Raw genomic sequence first — 18,180 nt, 5'->3', positions numbered from 1 at the left:
GGGAACAATCCGTTTTCTGTGAAGAAGCTGCTTACTGTGAATGATTTGACCACGAATTATCCGGTTTACAGTCCGTGTGTTTATAATCACCCGGATGATAACTGACTTTTGGATATAGAACTTTACAGCGAGGAGTTCCGAACAGACCTAATTTCCATTTGGATGGATGAGATGTGGCCTACATCGAATCCGGTCATGCGAAAACAGGTCAAGAATTATCGTGCTTATTTCAATGCAAAAGATCGCCGTTTGAAAGTCAGCACACAGAATAAAGTTCCAGCAACTCCGGCACAGCTGCACATGGCTGTGATGGCGGCAATCTGCGGATTAAAGGATGCACAACCGAATCAGATATTCAATTAGCGATAGCTTTGCAAACTGGAGGGTGTTTCATTCGTTCTTCAAATAACGAATAATATTTTTCTGTAACTGATGGTATCGCTTTTTAGTGTCAGGATTCTTTCCGCAATACTCTCTTTTCATTTGCTCATTAGGTTCGTATGCTATCGGAATATCGTATAAATCAAATTGCTCACGGGTAAGATCGACATAACATCCATCAATTTTGTTGAAATAATGTGTTCCTCCTCCGTTCACTCTGATGCGATGAATACTTCCTCCAAACATATCATAAACAAGCATTGCTGTAATAGCACATTGCCCATATGAAGGATCGGTTGAAACCCATTCTGCTTGACATGACGGATATGCCGTCTCTGCTGTCCACGTTTTTCTCAACACTGCATACAACTTATATAATGTATCAATTCCGGGAAATGCAGCTACTTCCTGACACTTTTTTTCAGCCAATTCCTGTCCCTGATAATAAGAACCATCAGCACCAGTCGGCACTATTTCTTCCAAATTTCCCAAAGCCTTTTTTATTGCATCACTCATAGGATTTCCTTTCATATCAAAGCTATATCAAAGCTATATCAATTCTAAAAACTGGAATTGAGATTTCATATATTCCAAGGGATTTAATAACTGTTATATTTTATTATCAAATATCTCTCAATCCCTTGAAAACACAAAGTTTATCGCAGGTGAGCTTTCCCTTATTGTTTCCCTTGCGTTATATCGTCCCACCAGTGTTTACGAACTCTGATAAGGGCAAAAACAAGGGCAAGAAAATTATATAAAACAGTATAACACAAAATAAAAGTGACATTGTGAACTGATTGAAATGCTTCTATATTTTTATTGGTTTAAAGGAGACACAACATGAATACCATTTACGCAGAATACAACATGTACCACAACAGCATTGACATTTATACAATATTTATTGTGTCAGGCACCATTGTTTTCAAACTGCATAACATCATCCGGCGGATTCAGAGCATACAAAAGTCCATACGGCGAGCTGTATTCCCATTTCACTGGGATACTGACAAGCGCCGGGTGGACATCCTGCCAACATTCCAGTATTAAGAGAACATTCCCGGTTTCTATACAGCGGTTAAATACAGACATATCATAATATTTATTGTGTCAGGCACCATTGTTTTTTCATTCTCGGCATTGGAAGAACTTCTGCATATCTTCTGGTGAAAGAAGAACATTTCAGTTCCATTCCTCTGCCAGCAGGAAGTCACGAATATTGCGGTGTTTGATTCCATCTCGGCTCATATCCAGTTCGTCCATCGTTACAACGTATTTCGGGAAATTGTCACGAACACCGGCAAACGCCCCAAACTCACGCTGGATGGTTTCCTCCGAGGCAAGTAGATAGGAAACCTGAACATACAGCTTTTTCCCATGATCTTCACATACGAAGTCAATCTCCTTGTCAGAGACTTTCCCAACAGTCACAGAATAACCACGGCGCAGCAGCTCCATGTAGACAACATTTTCAAGGACAAGGTTAATGTCCTTCATGTTGCCACCGTACACGGCTTCCCGGACACCATGATCTGCAACATAGTATTTCTCGTTGACGGTCAGGATTTTCTTTCCCTGGAGGTCTTGGCGCTTCACCTGATAAAACAGGAATGCGTCCGTGCAGGCTTTGATGTAGTTCAGTACCGTTTCTGGTGAAACGGAGCGCCCTTCACTTTTCAGATACTTGGAAATGGCTGTGGAAGAAAAGGTAGTGCCGATGTTGGAAGTTATATAAGCAATAATTCTCTCCAGCATATCCACATCACGGATATTGTTTCGCTTGATAATATCTTTCAGCTCTACGGAGTTGAACAAGTCCCGCAAATACTGACGACTGGCGGCATCGTCGTAGCGAAGGTTGCTCAAATAGGGCATTCCTCCCAGCGTCAGATATTTTGTAAAGCATTGTCTTTCGTCTGCACCTTCGTAAACGGTGTGATACAGCTCCATAAACTCTCTGAATGAAAACGGGTAAATCACGAACTCCACATACCGTCCGGCAAGATAAGTGGCAAGCTCACCGGAAAGCAGCTTGGCGTTGGAACCGGTAATGTATATATCACAATCCAGCTCCACCCGGAAAGAGTTGATACATTTTTCCCAATCAGCCACCTCTTGGATTTCGTCGAAGAACAGATAAACCTTGCCGCTGATTTCTTTTGTTCTGCGAAGGATTTCATCATGCAATGCAACAGCCGTACAAAGGTGTGCATTGCTCATGTTCTCAAAATTCAGGGAAATAAACTGTTCTGGTTGGACCCCGTTTTGGGCAAGTTCCTCTTGGATCAGGCTCAGCATGACAGATTTTCCACTACGGCGAATCCCTGTCAGAACCTTTATCAGCTCATTTCCGATAAAAGGACGGATACGGCTCATATAAATTTCTCGTTTAATCATGTAGACCAGCCTCCCTTCTGAAACTGTCTATATGGTACCACGGCTATAACTGATTTTCAATACCGCAAATCCAGTTTTATCAGATATAATTGATAAAATACGAATTTCGACACAATCAGGCAGTTATACCGAGCGAAGTTTGGCTATGCGTTTTTATTGTGTCAGGCACCATTGTTTCATATTGAAATATAGTGTCTCTGTGCATGTTCTATATACCTCTGATTATATAATATTCAATTTATATAATCTCTCAAATGCTTTTTTATCAAAGTCTGCTTCTGTAATATATAGCTTTCTATCGCTATCAATGTCATTCTAACTCAATAGTCATATCAATTATACAATTAAAAGCAAAGATGCTGCTAACTGAATAACAACATCTTTGCTTGTTTAGAATGGGGATTATAAAATTTTAATGATAGTATACTGTGACATAAATATTTTTTAATGTTGCTGCTGCAACAGTTCCCGTTGAATACCTTGTAGATTCAAATTGAACATAATAATTTCCAACAGGGCTTAAATTATAATTGCCAAAATCTGCAAAAGTAAGAGAACTATTCCAACTTTTGCTGTCTGTATATCTGTCAAATGTGCCATCTCCATTATCCTCATCTTTAGCAACAAATAATTCGATGTTTCCACTACTTCCACTACTTTTTGTGGATGTAACCACTATTTTACTGATTGTGGAGCCTGACGGAACAGATGTGCTGCTGATTGTAAAAGAACCAAGAGCGGAAGTTGCCACTGTATCATTTGTTCCAAAAAAGGAATTTAACATTCCAACAGAATGTCGTGATGATCCAGAAGTTAATGCTGTCGGAGTTATTTCAAATGTCATTGTTTTCTCCGTCTCCGAATAATTTTCCTGAGTTTCTGCCGCAAAAGCTGTGACATTCATTGTAAAAAGCATGACAACACATACAATAATAGAAAAAAAACGTTTTCTCATAATGAATCTACCTCCATACTTTATGTAATCATCCCCATCTAAATATACTAAATTGAAAAATCAAATCTTCCACCGATTTTATTATCCTCTGGTTTGATAGAATTCCATTCAATATTTTTAATTTTATCCAAAAGTTCATCTTTTGAATTTGCTTGAACAGTAGCTTTTTTTACTTCAATTTGCTTTAATTGTTCCTTTTTCTTCGCCTCTTTCTTCTCCGCAGCTTTCTTTTCCTGAATTTTTTCAAGATATTCTTTCTGACTAGCTGATGTTTTTTCTAATTGAGCAAAGAATGTTGTAGTTCCATCACTATTAAAAGAAATACCAAACTTTGTTATTTTTGTATCAGTATCTGCACTGTTTTCTATTCCGTTTGTCTTACCAAATGCTCTTTCAAATCCAAACTGAGCATTGATTTCATCCGACATACGCAAAGCACCTTCAATACTATGCATCTTTTCAGCATAATATTTGGGATCGGATGCCATCTTCTCCATTTCTTCCTTTGAGAAAATAACCGTAAACTCTTTATCACTTTGTGCTAAAATATCTTTAGCATTATCACCATTTTCAAAATCTGCAACCATAAAGTCCATATCTGTTCTTGAGCCACGCATATCTTTAAGCATTTTTTGTGCCTCTTTACTTAGATTTTTTTCGGCTATACTTTCTGTCACATTTTTCTTGACCTTATCATTTTCTGTTGTTTTCGCTGTTTCTTTTTTCTTATCTACTGTACCTGCCTTGTAGGTATTCTGATAACTTCCATAAACAGTACCCGTTGTATTCACATTCATTGACATATCCTTTGTCCTCCTTCTCTGAATCCGTTCTTTATTATTTATTGTTTCTAATATTATATATCGGCTTTATTCCGAAAACTATAATCCTCCCTGTTATTTTTATCCCATGATTATTGAAAATCTAAAATTTGAAATTCACTCTTAAATCAGATTATGCATTAAATATTATTGCTATTGACAAACCACCTAAATATGAATTAAAAGATACTTCTTACTCAACAGAAAAAAGCAGCCTATTTTTCCAAAGATTTACTGCTGTTGATGTTAAAGCAATATAACCTGTTTCTGGAATCATTCCAGTTTGCCTGCAAGAATTACAAGGGCAACACGAATGAAGCTGATATTGCAAAAGTAATGGGGTTTGAATCGAATGATGAATATAACGAGATTATGTTTCTCCGGGAGATCACCCACACTGTTAATGCCTTTAACGACATGGCAGATATCGTAAGGCTTTATTCCAAGAAACCGGAAATGGCAGAACAAAGGCTTGAAAATCTTTTATCAGAAGTTTTGTATGAGGATTCCGATTCGGTATAGAACGACAACCGGAGTTATGATATACTTACACGCAAGAAGCATTTCATCAGTTCCGATTGTCTGATATCGAAAGGAGACACACGATTATGGCAAAAGGATCTGTAAGAAAAAAAGGAAAGAAATGGTACTACCGCTTCTATGTAGAAGATGCAAGCGGCAATCTGGTTCAGAAAGAATACGCTGGAACAGAAAGTAAAAGTGAAACGGAAAAACTGCTCCGTCAGGCAATGGACGATTACGAAAGCAAGAAATTCATTGCAAAGTCGGAAAATATTACAATTGGAGAATTACTTGATATATGGGCAGAGGAAGAATTAAAGACCGGTACGCTCAGTAATGGGACAGTCCAGAATTACCTCGGTGCCATTACCAACATCAAGAAGCATCCAATTTCAGAGAGAAAGTTGAAAAATGTAACATCTGAGCATTTACAAGCCTTCTTCGATCTGCTTTCCTTTGGTGGCACTTATCCAGATGGTTCAGAAAGAAAAGGTTATAGCAAAGATTACATTCGTTCTTTCTCGGCAGTATTACAGCAGTCATTCCGATTTGCAGTATCACCAAAGCAATATATCACTTTCAATCCGATGCAGTATATTAAGCTGAAATACCAGACGGATGAGGTTGACCTGTTTTCCGATGATGACATGGATGGCGATATACAGCCAATTCCACGAGAGGATTATGAAAGACTGATTGAATTTCTACAGAATTACAATCCACCGGCAATACTTCCAATCCAGATAGCTTATTATGCAGGACTTCGTATCGGTGAAGCCTGTGGTCTGGCATGGCAGGATGTGAATCTTGAAGAACAGTGCCTTACAATCAGACGCAGTATCCGATATGATGGTTCAAGGCACAAGAATATCATCGGACCAACCAAACGAAAAAAGGTAAGGATTGTTGATTTTGGAGATACACTGGCAGAGATTCTTCGCAATGCCCGAAAGGAACAACTTAAAAACCGAATGCAGTACGGAGAACTTTACCATAAAAACTACTACAGAGAAGTAAAAGACAAAAACAGAGTTTACTATGAGTTCTATCATCTGGACGGAACAGAGAATGTTCCAGAAGATTATAAGGAAATATCCTTTGTCTGCTTAAGACCGGATGGAAGTTTGGAACTGCCAAGCACGTTAGGAATTGTTTGCAGGAAGATTGCTCAGAAACTGGATGGATTTGAAGGATTTCATTTTCACCAGTTGCGACACACCTACACAAGCAACCTTCTGGCAAATGGAGCAGCACCAAAGGATGTGCAGGAACTGTTAGGGCACTCAGATGTCAGTACCACCATGAATGTCTATGCACACTCTACAAGAAAAGCCAAGCGGGAATCTGCAAGGTTACTTGATAAAGTGGCAGGCAATGACTAAATAAAACTTTCCCTTATTTCCCTTACGATTATCTCATAAGGGCAAAAATAAGGGAAAATACATATCGTTTCGCTAGTGCACAGGCTGGAAAGCCTGTAAAATAGGGAAAGTTAGAAATATATTTCGGCAAACTGGAATTGACTGAGCTCTTTAGAGCGAGGGATGCATATGCCCCTTACGAAGATGTTACTGTTAAACGCTTCTGGATTTATCTGTAATAAATGATATAACTTCCTGCCTTAGCAAATCAGCGGGCGTCTATCCTTTTCCAATAAGGGAACGGATAGACGCCCGCCGTATGCATATCGCCATACATAATCTCAATCCGAATATTTCACGATTACCGTTGTAAGGTAACCTTCTGCACGCATCGCTTCTTCCAGCCCTCTGTATATCTTCTCTGACGGCATGCCGCAGTCAGACACGGCACACACCTCAAAAGCTCTTCCGCCTGCCTTCTGCTCTGCAAGTGCATCCGTAAGCTCCTTAAGTATTCTGCCCGACTTCATGTATACGCAGGTTCCGCTGTACTGCAATGACTCTTTTACATCATATGATGCAGGGATAATATGAATCTCCTGATTCTTCTCTCCGAGCGCCATTCCCAGTCTTGCCGCAACAGCACAGAATGATGGAACTCCGCTTATAATATGTGCATTGTAGTCGTCCTCAGCTGCACGTCTATGCATGTACATATATGTCGAATATATTCCCGGGTCTCCAATTGTAAGCATACCTACATTTTTTCCATGTGCAAGATAATCCTTTATCGTCTCATAAATGCGCATGTGTGCATGCTCAAGCTTTTTTTCGTCCTTTATCATCGGAAACGGCATACATACAAGCGGCTTATTTTTAATATTATCATATACCTGCTCGACTATACGGTATGCATGGCATTCATCTGCCGAGACCGCAGGAAGTATTATGATATCGCACATTTTCATTATATTAAGTGCTTCAAGCGTCATAAGCTGTGGATTACCCGGTCCAACGCCTATGCCATACAGGGTTCCGTTTCTCTTCGCTTCGCCGTTTCCGGCAGCAAACAGCTTCTCTGTTACCCTGCGCAGATGCTCCATATATACCTCGCGTACTGCCGGATATTCCCCTATTCCTCTTATAATGCACTCTACATCATATCCTGTATCAGTAAGCTTACTTGCAAATGAATCCTCCTCTCCTGCCATATCGTTATTGGCATGGTCACCCGCTACCAGCATAAACGGCGTCACAACCACATGTTTATCCGCCTTATCCGCATTCATGCGCGCAATTACATCTTCAATAGTCACGCTTCCTTCCACAGTAGCTATATATATATTATGGTGCGAATATTCGCGGAGCACATTTTCTATGCGTGCATAATCCGAATCCGCTGCATGTTCAGTTCCATGTCCCATAAGCACAAGAGTCCTGCTGCCCACTTCATCCTTGAGGGATTCCCACAATGCTTTTGCAATATTCACATAATCCTCATCGCGTGCAAGAAGTGCATCTGCTGCCTTAACCGACTCAAACTCAGATTCGTATTTTGCGATATTCTCCTTCATGCGGTTGTTCTCTATGCCGTCAAGTACATGTGTCGGAAGCACGGCAACATGTGTAACCCCCTGAGATTTCATATACTCAAGTGCGTCCTTCGTGCCAAGTGCGTCAATACACTCCCTCTGCTTCATAGCTTTTCTTACTATTGTACTTGAAACTGCCTCTGCAATAACCGCATCAGGATATACAGCTCTTACCTGACGCGTTATGGCCTCAATATTCTTATGCCTGGTTCCCGAATATGTAGTTCCAAAGCTTACTATAACAATTCCCTGCCGCATGTCTTTATGTTTTCCTCTCTTATACTCTTTTCAATACACACAGGAATACCGGATTGGTTCCCTGCATCATATGATAGCTTCCTGCCTGCCTTACCTGATTAACCTGCATCTGTACTACTTCGCACCGTACATTGTGCCCGTCATCAGTACTCTTTTCGGCAAGCCCCGTAATACGTGCAAGTGTCTCAAGAGTTACCGCGCTTATCACTATCACAGCTTCAGGATTCAGCTTCCATACCTTCTCTACAATAGCCTCAAGCTGCCCTTTGCTTCCCCCGATAAATACATTCGTAGGCGGTTCAAGACCTTCTGTATCAAGCACTTCAGGTGCCATACCGTCAACAGGATATACATTGGCAGTTCCAAACCTCTCTATATTCTCCCGCAGAAGCTTCTGTGCCTTTTCATTGCATTCAAATGCGTATACCTTTATATCAGGAGAGAGCATCGCACACTCAACCGCAATTGAACCGGTTCCGCTTCCGATATCATATACAACCGCGCCGCTTCTTATCTCAAGGCTGCTTATTGCCGCCACTCTGATTTCTTTTTTTGTCATCGGCACTTTCATATCACGCCTGAATTCCTCATCACATATTCCCGGCACAAGCCTTTTCCTCTCAGGCCTGTCATTAAGTATCAGCAATGTATACAGTCCGTTCTGCCCTGCGATATCCCCGCTTGTTGCAGGCTCCGTTATCTTCTCGTCATCATATCCCAGATTATATCCGGCAATTATGCGGATGGAACCCATCACGGAATCTCCCGAACATCCGGCTTTAATATCACTCACCCACGCACTGACTCTCTGCACATCATCCCTTCCCGACACAAGCACAAATGTCCTTTCATTGCAGCGCACCGCATCCTTTACAAGTGCCTCTGCCCTTCGTTTATCACTCATGCCGTGTATGCTTAAGAGCTTTGCGTTCTGCCATGCATTACCCGTTGCTGCTGCCAGATATGAAACCGATGAGATGCCCGGATATATCGTCACCCGTGTGTAGCCTTCCGCTTCCAATGCTTCCTTAAGCTTGGCAGCCCCACTGTAAAAGCCTGTATCTCCGGAAAACAGTACCGCCGCATTAAGGCTTCCGGACATATCGCCTCCTGCCGTAAGCATGCCAGCCGTATCATTTTCATATCTTTTTATCACCGGAATGATATCCTTTGCCATATAATACGGATAACATGCCGCACCTCTTCCGATATATGCAGATGCACTGTCAAGCATGCGGCCGGCACCGAATACCAGTCCTGCATTGTTAAGTGCTTCTTGTGCCTCCCCGGTGAGCGTTCTCCCACTCACGCCAATTCCAATCAGCGATATCCTTACTGTCTCGTCTGACTTTATCTTAGCATTGCATATTCTCAAGATACGCTTAAGCACCTCATCATAAGATAACCCCTTATCCTCTGCCTGCATTCCTATAACAAATGCTTCAATTCCGCAATTGCGAGCCGCCTCAAGCTTCTCTGCAAAACCACTGTGTTCGCCGCTTGCCTTTGTAACGATGTACTTTATTGAAAACTGGTTAATCAGAGCAGTATTCATCTCCGTAGAAAACGGTCCCTGCATTGCAATTATCTGCTTTCCCCTTATTCCCGCCGCCTCGCAGAGCGCAATATTGTCCTGTCCCGGAAGCACACGCACATAGAGCCTCTCACAAAGCTTTCCGTCATTACAGAATATCCCAAGCTCCTTGCTTCCAGTTGTCAGAAGGATATTGCCATCTGTGGACTCAAGCGCAGCGGCACAGCTTTCATAATCCGCAAAATATCTGACATGGCCGTTACCGCTGTTACGATTGCCTGTATTACCGCCTTCATTCTCCTGCGTCGTATCCGTAACGATGTTCATTTTTCTTGCAAGCCTTATATACGGTACATCCAGCGTCTCAAGGCTTTTGCGTATATTGGCAGATACTTCTGTTGCAAACGGATGTGTGGCATCAACAACTGCTGCATAACCATTGCGTGCCGCCTCATACATCTCATTGGCATCAAGTCTTCCAACATGCACATTAACCCTATCAAGCTGCGGCATTACTATCTGTCCGTACTCAGTTGCCACATGTACATCACATTCTATGCCTGCCTGTGCCAACTGCTGTGCAAGCATGCGTCCTTCCGTTGTTCCTGAATATATCAAAACCTTAGCCATTATCAATCCCCTTACTGCTGCTTATCACTGCTGATATTATTATGTATGCCTTCTATGTCGTAGCCTCTTTTTGTTACCAGCCTGCCGTCAATTATCTCTGACTGCGAGTTGCCGATAAATACAGTTGTGAACATATTTACAGATGTATTCATAAGCTCTCCGAGCGTAAGTGTCACGGCTTTTGTGTTCTCCCGTCCTATATTCTCCACATAGCCGCATGCCCTGTCAGCCGTCACTCCATGTTCCATCAGGATTGTGCAGGCGCGTTTGAGATAATCCGCACGTTTGCGGCTTGAAGGATTATACAGCACTATTGCAAAGTCTCCTCTTGCCGCAGCCGCAAGCCGCCTCTCTATGAGCTCCCACGGGGTGAGCAGATCACTTAAGCTTATCACACAGAAATCGTGGTTAATCGGTGCGCCAAGTACGGCTGCCCCGCTGCTTGCTGCCGTAATTCCGGGTATTACCGTTATATCACAGTCAGGATAATTCTTTCCAAGCTCAAGCATAAGTGATGCCATCCCATATACCCCTGCATCACCGCTGCATATCATTGCAACTTTTTTCCCTTCGTGAGCCTTTTCAAAGCACATGATGCAGCGCTCACGTTCCTTTTTCATAGGTGTTGAGAGCAGCTCTTTATCCGCAAAGCGCTCTCCCAGCAGATTAAGATATACAGTATATCCTATAATAACATCGCTTGCCTCAAGCGCATCTATCGCCTGTTGTGTCATCATTGATTCTTCTCCGGGTCCCATCCCGACAACATATATATTATTCATAATATACTCCATTCCCGCGCTGAATTTTGCGCATATCAAGTTTGTGCGTAAGCACAAATCTTGCGTGTGAAAAATCAGAGATTTTTCACACTATACTCCATTCTGCAGGCACAAATCTCAGAACACCAGCTTAATGCTTCTTCTTTTTGCCACTGCCAGTGTAATGCCATTCCCGGCCTGTTTCCTTACTGCCAGCCTGCCTCCGCCTGATGCGGCAACTGCAGCACGCTCACACACATTATCAACCCCCGTGGTATTCTCAACGAATTGCGACGGAGTGTAATCTCCCGGCACTTTTCTGAGTTCTTCCGCCGTAAATACAACAAAAGGCACCCTCATTACCTGCGCAGCCTCCAGCAGCCCGGCTTCATCAGCTTTTATATCTATAGAAGCCAGTGCACAGATGTTATCCTCTCTGATAAGCCCCACAGCACAGGCTTCTTCAATTCTGCGCCGTATGTCATCATATTCTTTGTTCTTCTTACATCCGATTCCAAGCACATCTGTCTTAGGTGCAAGTATCAGGCCGGCTTTCTGCTTATACAGGCTGACCTTTTCCTCATCTGCATCATTGGTAATCAGGACATCCACATGACCGGCAGAGCTTCCTTTCTCCCAGTCTGTAATCCTGACCATGTCCGGAATAACTGCGCCGCCGTTTTCTGCACTATCCTCAATAGTACACTCTTCCATGCATCCACCACTTTGTCTGTCAATTGCTATTATTATAGTACTGCCGCTGACAGCCCTTCCGGATACCTTTCGTATTCCGTCCGCATTGCATACTCTCAGGCCGTTACGTCTTGCAAATACATCTATTGCAAATGCATTATTAACATCTGTTGATGTTGTAATTACAGGCTGTGCTTTGCAGTCTGTATCTGTGAGCCGGGCTGCAATATTGGAAGCCAGCTCATTGGCACCTCCAAGATGTCCGGCAAGCACCGGAATCACGTATCTTCCCGCATCATCTATTACTATGACAGGACTGTCCGCAATCTTGTTTGTCACAAACGGTGCTATTGTGCGCACCGCAATCCCTGCGGCACCTATGATTATTACAGGAAGCCCCTTTGCAAATGCCTCCGAAAGCCATTCGTGCATTGTGCGCCCTTCTCGCGCCCTTATTGCAAGTCTGCCTGGCACAATACGCCCGCCATAGCTTTCACAGCACTGTCCATATGTTATGTGTAATGGCATTCCTGATATTTTATCAGCAATCTGCCTTCCCTGCTCTGTAAACCATGTCACATAAGCTATCATTATTCTGTCTCCCGATGCATTTTTGCTTTTCTGAACTCCGTCTCAAAATCAGGTGCATAGAGCCTTGACTTCATGTAATTACGGTGTGTAACAGCTTCACCGACAATAACAAGTGCTGTCTTCGTTATATTGTATTTTCCTGCCGTATCAGCGAGACTTCCAAGCGTGCATACATATGCCTGTTCATCTTTCCATGTTGCCTTATACACAAGAGCCGCCGGCGTATCAGACGTATATCCTCCTGTTATAAGTCTCTCTGTCAGTTCATCCAGCATTCCCGTGCTAAGATATATTGCCATTGATGCCTTATGCGCCGCAAAACTCTCAATACTCTCCGTCTCCGGTACGCCTCCGGTTCTCCCCGCCATTCTCGTTATGATAAGAGACTGTGACACTCCGGGCAGCGTATACTCCATATTGAGCGATGATGCTGCACCAAAGCACGCACTTACTCCGGGACAGCTTTCGTAGCTTATGCCTTTTTCATCCAGAATATCCATCTGCTCACGCACCGCGCCATATATGCTCGGTTCCCCCGTATGCAGACGTACTGTCATAAGCCCCTCACATTCTGCACCCTCAATAACTTCTATCACTTCATCCAGCGTCATCTTCGCACTGTCATATATTCTGCAATTACCGTCAGCATACTCAAGAAGTTCCGGATTCACAAGCGAGCCCGCATATATTATTACATCCGCTTTCTGCAGAAGCCGCATTCCGCGTACAGTAATCAGGTCCACAGCTCCGCTTCCCGCCCCAACAAAATAAACCATATCAGTCTCCATTCCTGCCCGTTTTTCAGGGCATCCCAGGTTTGTGCGCAGGCACAAATCCTGCATATAAAAAATGAGCAGATGCTAATTACCATCTGCTCACTACATTATCACAAATAATTAATTATTTCGACAATTTTTTCCGTATGTGCTCTTGCCGGCAATCAGCCCTGCATTCCTGCTGACTGACGAATCATATCCTCAACAACAATGTCATATATCTCGCCTACAGTATTGCAGTATTCAAGAATCTTCCAAGGTTCGTTGGTATGGAAATGAATCTTGACGAGATCCTCGTCTCCTGCTGCTATAAGGCTGTTGCCTTCAAAATGCTCTGTTATATAGTCAGCTATTGCATCCTCATCAAGATCCTCATCGCGGCGGTCAATCAAAAGCTGTGTGTCGTAACGGTATGCAAACTGATCATCTTCTGCATCTATGCTGTGAATCTCTGACATTATTATGTCCTCCTGCTTTTTGTGATTGTTTTTTGTAATTATGCCATACATTTACAATATCATCAATATTAAATCGTTTACATAAGAATAATATTCATGTATATTAATGTTGGGGCAAAAGCCACCCGGCTTTGATGCCTACAGATTGTTCCGGAGCTGTCATGCAATGCTCCGGCAGGATATCGGGGGATTTTACAATGAACAAGCGCGATTCTTTTAATAACAGGTGGGGCTTTATCCTCGCATGTATCGGCTCAGCAGTCGGAATGGGCAATATATGGATGTTTCCGACAAGAGTATCCATTTACGGCGGCGGCTCATATCTGATTCCGTATTTTATATTTGTTGCACTTATAGGCTTCACCGGCGTAATCGGCGAGATGAGCTTCGGACGTGCCACGAGGTCGGGTCCTGTTGACGCATTTGGATATGCATGCGGCACAAAAGGCAGAAAGAAGCTTGGTGAACTGCTCGGCTACATACCTGTAGCGGGTGCTCTTGCCATGGCAATCGGATATACTGTCGTCATGGGCTGGATTCTCAAATATATGGTCGGTGCATTCACAGGTACCGCTCTCGCGCCTTCAGATGCCGGAGAATTCAGTGCACGTTTCGGTTCAATGGCAAGCGCCTTTGGCAACAATACATGGCAGATTGCCGCTCTTGTAATCGGAATTGTAATCCTTATGTTCGGAATAGGGCGCGGCATTGAAAAAGCCAACAAAGTGATGATGCCGGTATTCTTTATACTTTTTGCAATTCTCGGCATATATGTTGCATTCCAGCCGGGTGCCATAGACGGCTACAGATACATATTCCGTGTTGACCCTAAGGCTCTGGCTGACCCATCAACCTGGATATTTGCTCTTGGTCAGGCGTTCTTCTCACTGTCGGTCGCAGGTAACGGCACGCTGATATACGGCTCATACCTTCCCGACAATGATGATATACCTGCCGCTGCCGGAAGAGTTGCATTGTTTGATACAATTGCAGCGCTCCTTGCAGCACTTGTAATAATCCCTGCAATGGCTACAACCGGAGCACAGCTTAATCAGGGCGGTCCCGGACTTATGTTCATATATCTTCCCGCATTATTCAAGTCAATGCCGGGCGGATATATCATAGCAGTAATTTTCTTTGTTGCCGTCTTCTCAGCCGGTCTGTCTTCGTTAATCAATTTATACGAAGCACCGATTGCGACAATTCAGGAAAAGCTTCACCTCGGACGCAAGGCCTCCTGTGGTATCATAGCTGTAATAGCTCTTATCGTATCAATATGTATTCAGGGCATAGTATCTGACTGGATGGATGTTCTCTCAATCTACATCTGCCCTCTGGGTGCAGGTCTTGCCGGAATCATGTTCTTCTGGGTATGCAGTAAGCAATATGTTGAATCACAGATAAATACAGGCCGCAGCCAGACATTCACAAAGGCATTCCTTCCGGTATGCAGATATATCTACTGCCCGGTATGCATACTCGTTCTTATACTCGGAATACTGCTTGGCGGAATCGGGTGATGGTATAGTACGATACGGCTTACAGGCTTACAGACATGCAGCTTTAGTCAACCTTCTGCATTCTGTATCCTATACCCACATGTGTCTGTATATATTGAGGAGAGTTCTGACCCGAATTCAGTTTTTTACGGAGCATTGCCATAAATACCCGCAGAGAGCCCATGTCGCTCTCAAGATTGCTCCCCCAGACGTTCTGAAGTATATATTTATGGGTCAGGACTTTTCCTGTATTATGTGCGAGAAGACACAACAATTTATACTCTATTGGTGTAAGATGCAGCTCTGTATCGTTAAGATATGCGCACTGCTGTGCATAATTAATCACAAGCCCGCCATTCTCATATACAGCTCCTGTAAGCGAACTGCTCTGCATAAGTGCCAGCCTTCTTTCGACAACCCGCAGTCTGGCAAGCAGTTCCTCAACAGAAAACGGCTTTGTCAGATAATCATCTGCACCCGCATCAAGCGCGTCTATCTTGTCACTATCCTCACTTCTTGCACTTACAACTATAATCGGCACGTTAGACCAGGTTCTTATACGCTCTATAACTTCAACACCATCTATATCGGGAAGCCCCAGATCAAGAAGAATAATATCAGGATTGACAGATGCGGCAGTATTTATTGCACCTTCCCCGGTAGTGGCTGTTACATAGCCGTAATCATGCGCTTTAAGCGTCACGGTTATAAGATTTCTTACAGGTCCGTCATCCTCTGCAACCATTATGTTGGCTCTGCTCATAATTGTTTCCTCCGAATTCCTCTAAAATGTAATAACAGCCTTTTAAAACGCATTGTCAGCAAGTGGCAATGTAAATACAAACACCGCACCGGCAGGATTATTATCCCTTACCGTTATTGTTCCTCCATGTGCCTCAATAATCGCTTTGCACAAATACAATCCCAATCCTATACTTCTGCGATTGTCTGCAATCCTGTTTGTTCCACTGTAAAACTTGTCAAAAACATGCTCTTTATCTTCATCAGATATACCATTGCCATTGTCCTCAATGTACACCACAGCCATATTATTCTCACTGCAGGAACGTATCGTTATATGAGAACCCGGCGGTGTATACCTTACCGCATTATCAACTATATTAATTATTACCTGAACAATAAGTCTTGCATCGGCTGTCACAAGTATGTACTCATCATCGCTCTCAACAAAAATACTGTGCTCACCGGAATGCTGCTTCACATGTCTTACTGCGTCATCAATAACATCTGCGAGAAGCTCCGTTGATGTATTAAGTACCATTCTTCCTTCTTCTATCCTTGTTGCATAAAGCAGATTCTCAACGAGATTATTAAGCCACACGGAATCATTATAAATATCCTGATATATCTGATATCTTGTCTGTTCATCAAAGCTTTTTCCGTTACTTAAAAGGCTGCTGGCATTGCCGGCTATAGTTGTCAGCGGCGTCCTCAGGTCATGTGATATCGATCTGAGCAGGTTTGCCCTGAGCTGCTCGCTCTCTGCAAGGATTGCCGCTTCTTCCTTATCTCTCTGGTTTTTCTCATTTTCAAGTGCAAGTGCGCACTCACCAAGGATTGATAACAATATGCTCTGTGAAGAACTGTCGAGTATTTTGTCCTTTGCCTCTATGCCTATAACTCCATATACTCTGTCATTAACCCTCACCGCATAATATACATACACAGAATCTGCAAATCTGTCTGTCGAAGCTCCGGCATAATGGTTATTAGCAAGAACCCACTCGGCCACATTTTTCTCATCCATCACTCCGGCATTACCGGCACAGCTGCTGTCCGATACATTAAGCATGTATGGTTCTGAAAGCTTTCCGTCAACATTAAGATAAATTACTATGTTCCTTTCAAGCAGCCTGCTTATCTGCCCGGCAGCCGCTTTTATTATTGCATCCCTGCCCTTTGCAGCCGTAAGCAGCTTATCAGTATCAAACAGTATACGTGTAGTATCTGCAAGCTTCTCAGATTGTCTGGCCTGCTCTTTGTACCTTAATGAGAATGTTCCGGAGACATATGCCGTAATAAACATTACAACAAACGTTACCGGATAACCTGTCTCATATGCCGACAGCGAGAACCGCGGTGCTGTAAAAAGATAGTTAAATACAAATACACTGGCTATTGAAGATATAAGGCTGTAAACTCTGTGTGATGTTGCTATAGAAGTGATAAGCACACCCAGTATGTATACCATGATTATATTGGCACTTGAAAATCCGATTCTGTAAAATACCATTCCCAGAGCTGTTGCCCCGGCAAGTATTGCTATGCTTTTTATTATATTTTTAAACATTTCTGAACATCTTTCTGCTGTCCCAGTATAAGCACTGAATTTCCTTCCATAAAACGCGTATCCGGATTAATATTCATATTAAGTTTTCCGTTTCCACGTATTGCAAGAACATTTATATTGTATTTCCTGCGGATATTAATTTCAACTATAGTCTTATTTATCCAGCTCTCAGGTGTTTCTATTTCAAATATAGAATATCCGTCATCAAGCTCCGTATAATCAAGTATCATATCAGATGTACATCGTATTGCAGTCCATGATGCAAGCTGTTTCTCGGGATATACAACCTCATCTGCCCCATTACGGAGCAGAAACTTTTCCTGCACATCCGTTGCTGCCCTTGCAATTACCTTTTTTGCCCCAAGTTCTTTAAGAAGTGATGCTGTCTCCAGCGAACTCTGGAAATCATCTCCGATTGCTACTATGCATGTATCAAAATTACGTATTCCGAGTGATGATAAAAACTGCTCATTTGTGCTGTCGCCAATCTGTGCATTAGTAACATATGAGATTACGTCATTCACCCTCTCCTCGTCACTGTCTACTGCCATCACCTGATGATCCATCTCATTAAGCTTTTTTGCAATGTGTCTTCCAAATCTTCCCAATCCTATCAATAATACCGATTTCATATTCT

The 18,180-nt window shown here is 42.8% G+C and carries 16 protein-coding genes and 1 pseudogene; 4 read left to right on the top strand and 13 right to left on the bottom strand.

The features are described 5' to 3' along the window. The first annotated feature begins 108 nt into the window (after window positions 1-108). Window positions 109-363, top strand: coding sequence for a hypothetical protein (locus NQ488_01835; GenBank protein ID UWN96075.1), 255 nt, complete (start codon window positions 109-111; stop codon window positions 361-363). Window positions 364-390: 27 nt separating this feature from the next. On the opposite strand, the gene NQ488_01830 is transcribed toward NQ488_01835, so the two are convergent. The 4 genes from NQ488_01830 to NQ488_01815 all read right to left on the bottom strand — a co-directional run bounded on the left by NQ488_01830 (window position 391) and on the right by NQ488_01815 (window position 4,539). Further along, a complete protein-coding gene (locus tag NQ488_01830; protein UWN96074.1) occupies window positions 391-897 on the bottom strand; it encodes a hypothetical protein in 507 nt (168 codons plus the stop codon). A 669-nt stretch (window positions 898-1,566) separates the two neighbouring features. Continuing rightward, a complete protein-coding gene (locus NQ488_01825; GenBank protein UWN96073.1) occupies window positions 1,567-2,781 on the bottom strand; it encodes an ATP-binding protein in 1,215 nt (404 codons plus the stop codon). A gap of 412 nt (window positions 2,782-3,193) precedes the next feature. Then, window positions 3,194-3,736, bottom strand: coding sequence for a hypothetical protein (locus NQ488_01820; protein UWN96072.1), 543 nt, complete (start codon window positions 3,734-3,736; stop codon window positions 3,194-3,196). 47 nt (window positions 3,737-3,783) lie between these two features. Further along, window positions 3,784-4,539 carry a DUF6033 family protein gene (locus tag NQ488_01815; protein ID UWN96071.1) on the bottom strand — a complete coding sequence of 252 codons (756 nt, stop codon included), beginning with the start codon at window positions 4,537-4,539 and terminating at the stop codon, window positions 3,784-3,786. Window positions 4,540-4,776: 237 nt separating this feature from the next. On the opposite strand from NQ488_01815, the pseudogene NQ488_01810 reads away from it, so the two are divergent. Then, window positions 4,777-5,079 (top strand): annotated as a pseudogene (locus NQ488_01810) (transcriptional regulator). 86 nt (window positions 5,080-5,165) lie between these two features. Continuing rightward, window positions 5,166-6,461 (top strand): site-specific integrase, encoded by a 1,296-nt coding sequence (locus tag NQ488_01805; protein UWN96070.1) that lies wholly within the window; start codon window positions 5,166-5,168, stop codon window positions 6,459-6,461. Between the two features lie 320 nt (window positions 6,462-6,781). Here the strand turns inward: NQ488_01805 and cobI are convergent, their stop codons facing one another. From cobI to NQ488_01775, 6 genes are all read right to left on the bottom strand, one after another. Continuing rightward, complete coding sequence (gene cobI, locus NQ488_01800) at window positions 6,782-8,290, bottom strand: precorrin-2 C(20)-methyltransferase (protein ID UWN96069.1); 1,509 nt, start codon at window positions 8,288-8,290, stop codon at window positions 6,782-6,784. 19 nt (window positions 8,291-8,309) lie between these two features. Then, on the bottom strand, window positions 8,310-10,454 hold the full coding sequence (gene cobK / locus NQ488_01795; GenBank protein ID UWN96068.1) for a precorrin-6A reductase: 2,145 nt from the start codon (window positions 10,452-10,454) through the stop codon (window positions 8,310-8,312). Between the two features lie 11 nt (window positions 10,455-10,465). Next, window positions 10,466-11,239 carry a precorrin-3B C(17)-methyltransferase gene (gene cobJ / locus NQ488_01790; GenBank protein ID UWN97080.1) on the bottom strand — a complete coding sequence of 258 codons (774 nt, stop codon included), beginning with the start codon at window positions 11,237-11,239 and terminating at the stop codon, window positions 10,466-10,468. Window positions 11,240-11,353: 114 nt separating this feature from the next. After that, window positions 11,354-12,499, bottom strand: coding sequence for a cobalamin biosynthesis protein (locus NQ488_01785; GenBank protein ID UWN96067.1), 1,146 nt, complete (start codon window positions 12,497-12,499; stop codon window positions 11,354-11,356). Continuing rightward, window positions 12,499-13,275: a precorrin-4 C(11)-methyltransferase gene (gene cobM, locus NQ488_01780; GenBank protein ID UWN96066.1), complete on the bottom strand. Its 777-nt coding sequence runs from the start codon at window positions 13,273-13,275 to the stop codon at window positions 12,499-12,501. The genes NQ488_01785 and cobM overlap by 1 nt, the downstream gene beginning before the upstream one ends. A 164-nt stretch (window positions 13,276-13,439) precedes the next feature. Next, complete coding sequence (locus NQ488_01775; protein ID UWN96065.1) at window positions 13,440-13,733, bottom strand: hypothetical protein; 294 nt, start codon at window positions 13,731-13,733, stop codon at window positions 13,440-13,442. A 197-nt stretch (window positions 13,734-13,930) separates the two neighbouring features. Between NQ488_01775 and NQ488_01770 the strand changes: the two genes are divergently transcribed. Continuing rightward, entirely contained in the window at window positions 13,931-15,253 is a 1,323-nt protein-coding gene (locus NQ488_01770; protein ID UWN96064.1) for a sodium-dependent transporter, read from the top strand. Window positions 15,254-15,296: 43 nt separating this feature from the next. Here NQ488_01770 and NQ488_01765 read toward each other — a convergent pair whose 3' ends face one another. From NQ488_01765 to NQ488_01755, 3 genes are read right to left on the bottom strand one after another with little or no spacing between them, the layout of a single operon-like run. Then, window positions 15,297-15,995, bottom strand: coding sequence for a response regulator transcription factor (locus tag NQ488_01765; protein UWN96063.1), 699 nt, complete (start codon window positions 15,993-15,995; stop codon window positions 15,297-15,299). A 42-nt stretch (window positions 15,996-16,037) separates the two neighbouring features. Then, window positions 16,038-17,543, bottom strand: coding sequence for a DUF4118 domain-containing protein (locus tag NQ488_01760; protein ID UWN96062.1), 1,506 nt, complete (start codon window positions 17,541-17,543; stop codon window positions 16,038-16,040). Further along, window positions 17,528-18,175, bottom strand: coding sequence for a TrkA family potassium uptake protein (locus tag NQ488_01755; GenBank protein ID UWN96061.1), 648 nt, complete (start codon window positions 18,173-18,175; stop codon window positions 17,528-17,530). The genes NQ488_01760 and NQ488_01755 overlap by 16 nt, the downstream gene beginning before the upstream one ends. Window positions 18,176-18,180 lie beyond the last annotated feature (5 nt).

Source organism: [Bacteroides] pectinophilus, from assembly GCA_025146925.1.
GTDB lineage: Bacteria > Bacillota > Clostridia > Lachnospirales > Lachnospiraceae > Bacteroides_F > Bacteroides_F pectinophilus.
Note: the sequence above shows the minus strand (reverse complement) of the source record. Positions and strands in the feature narration are given on the sequence as shown.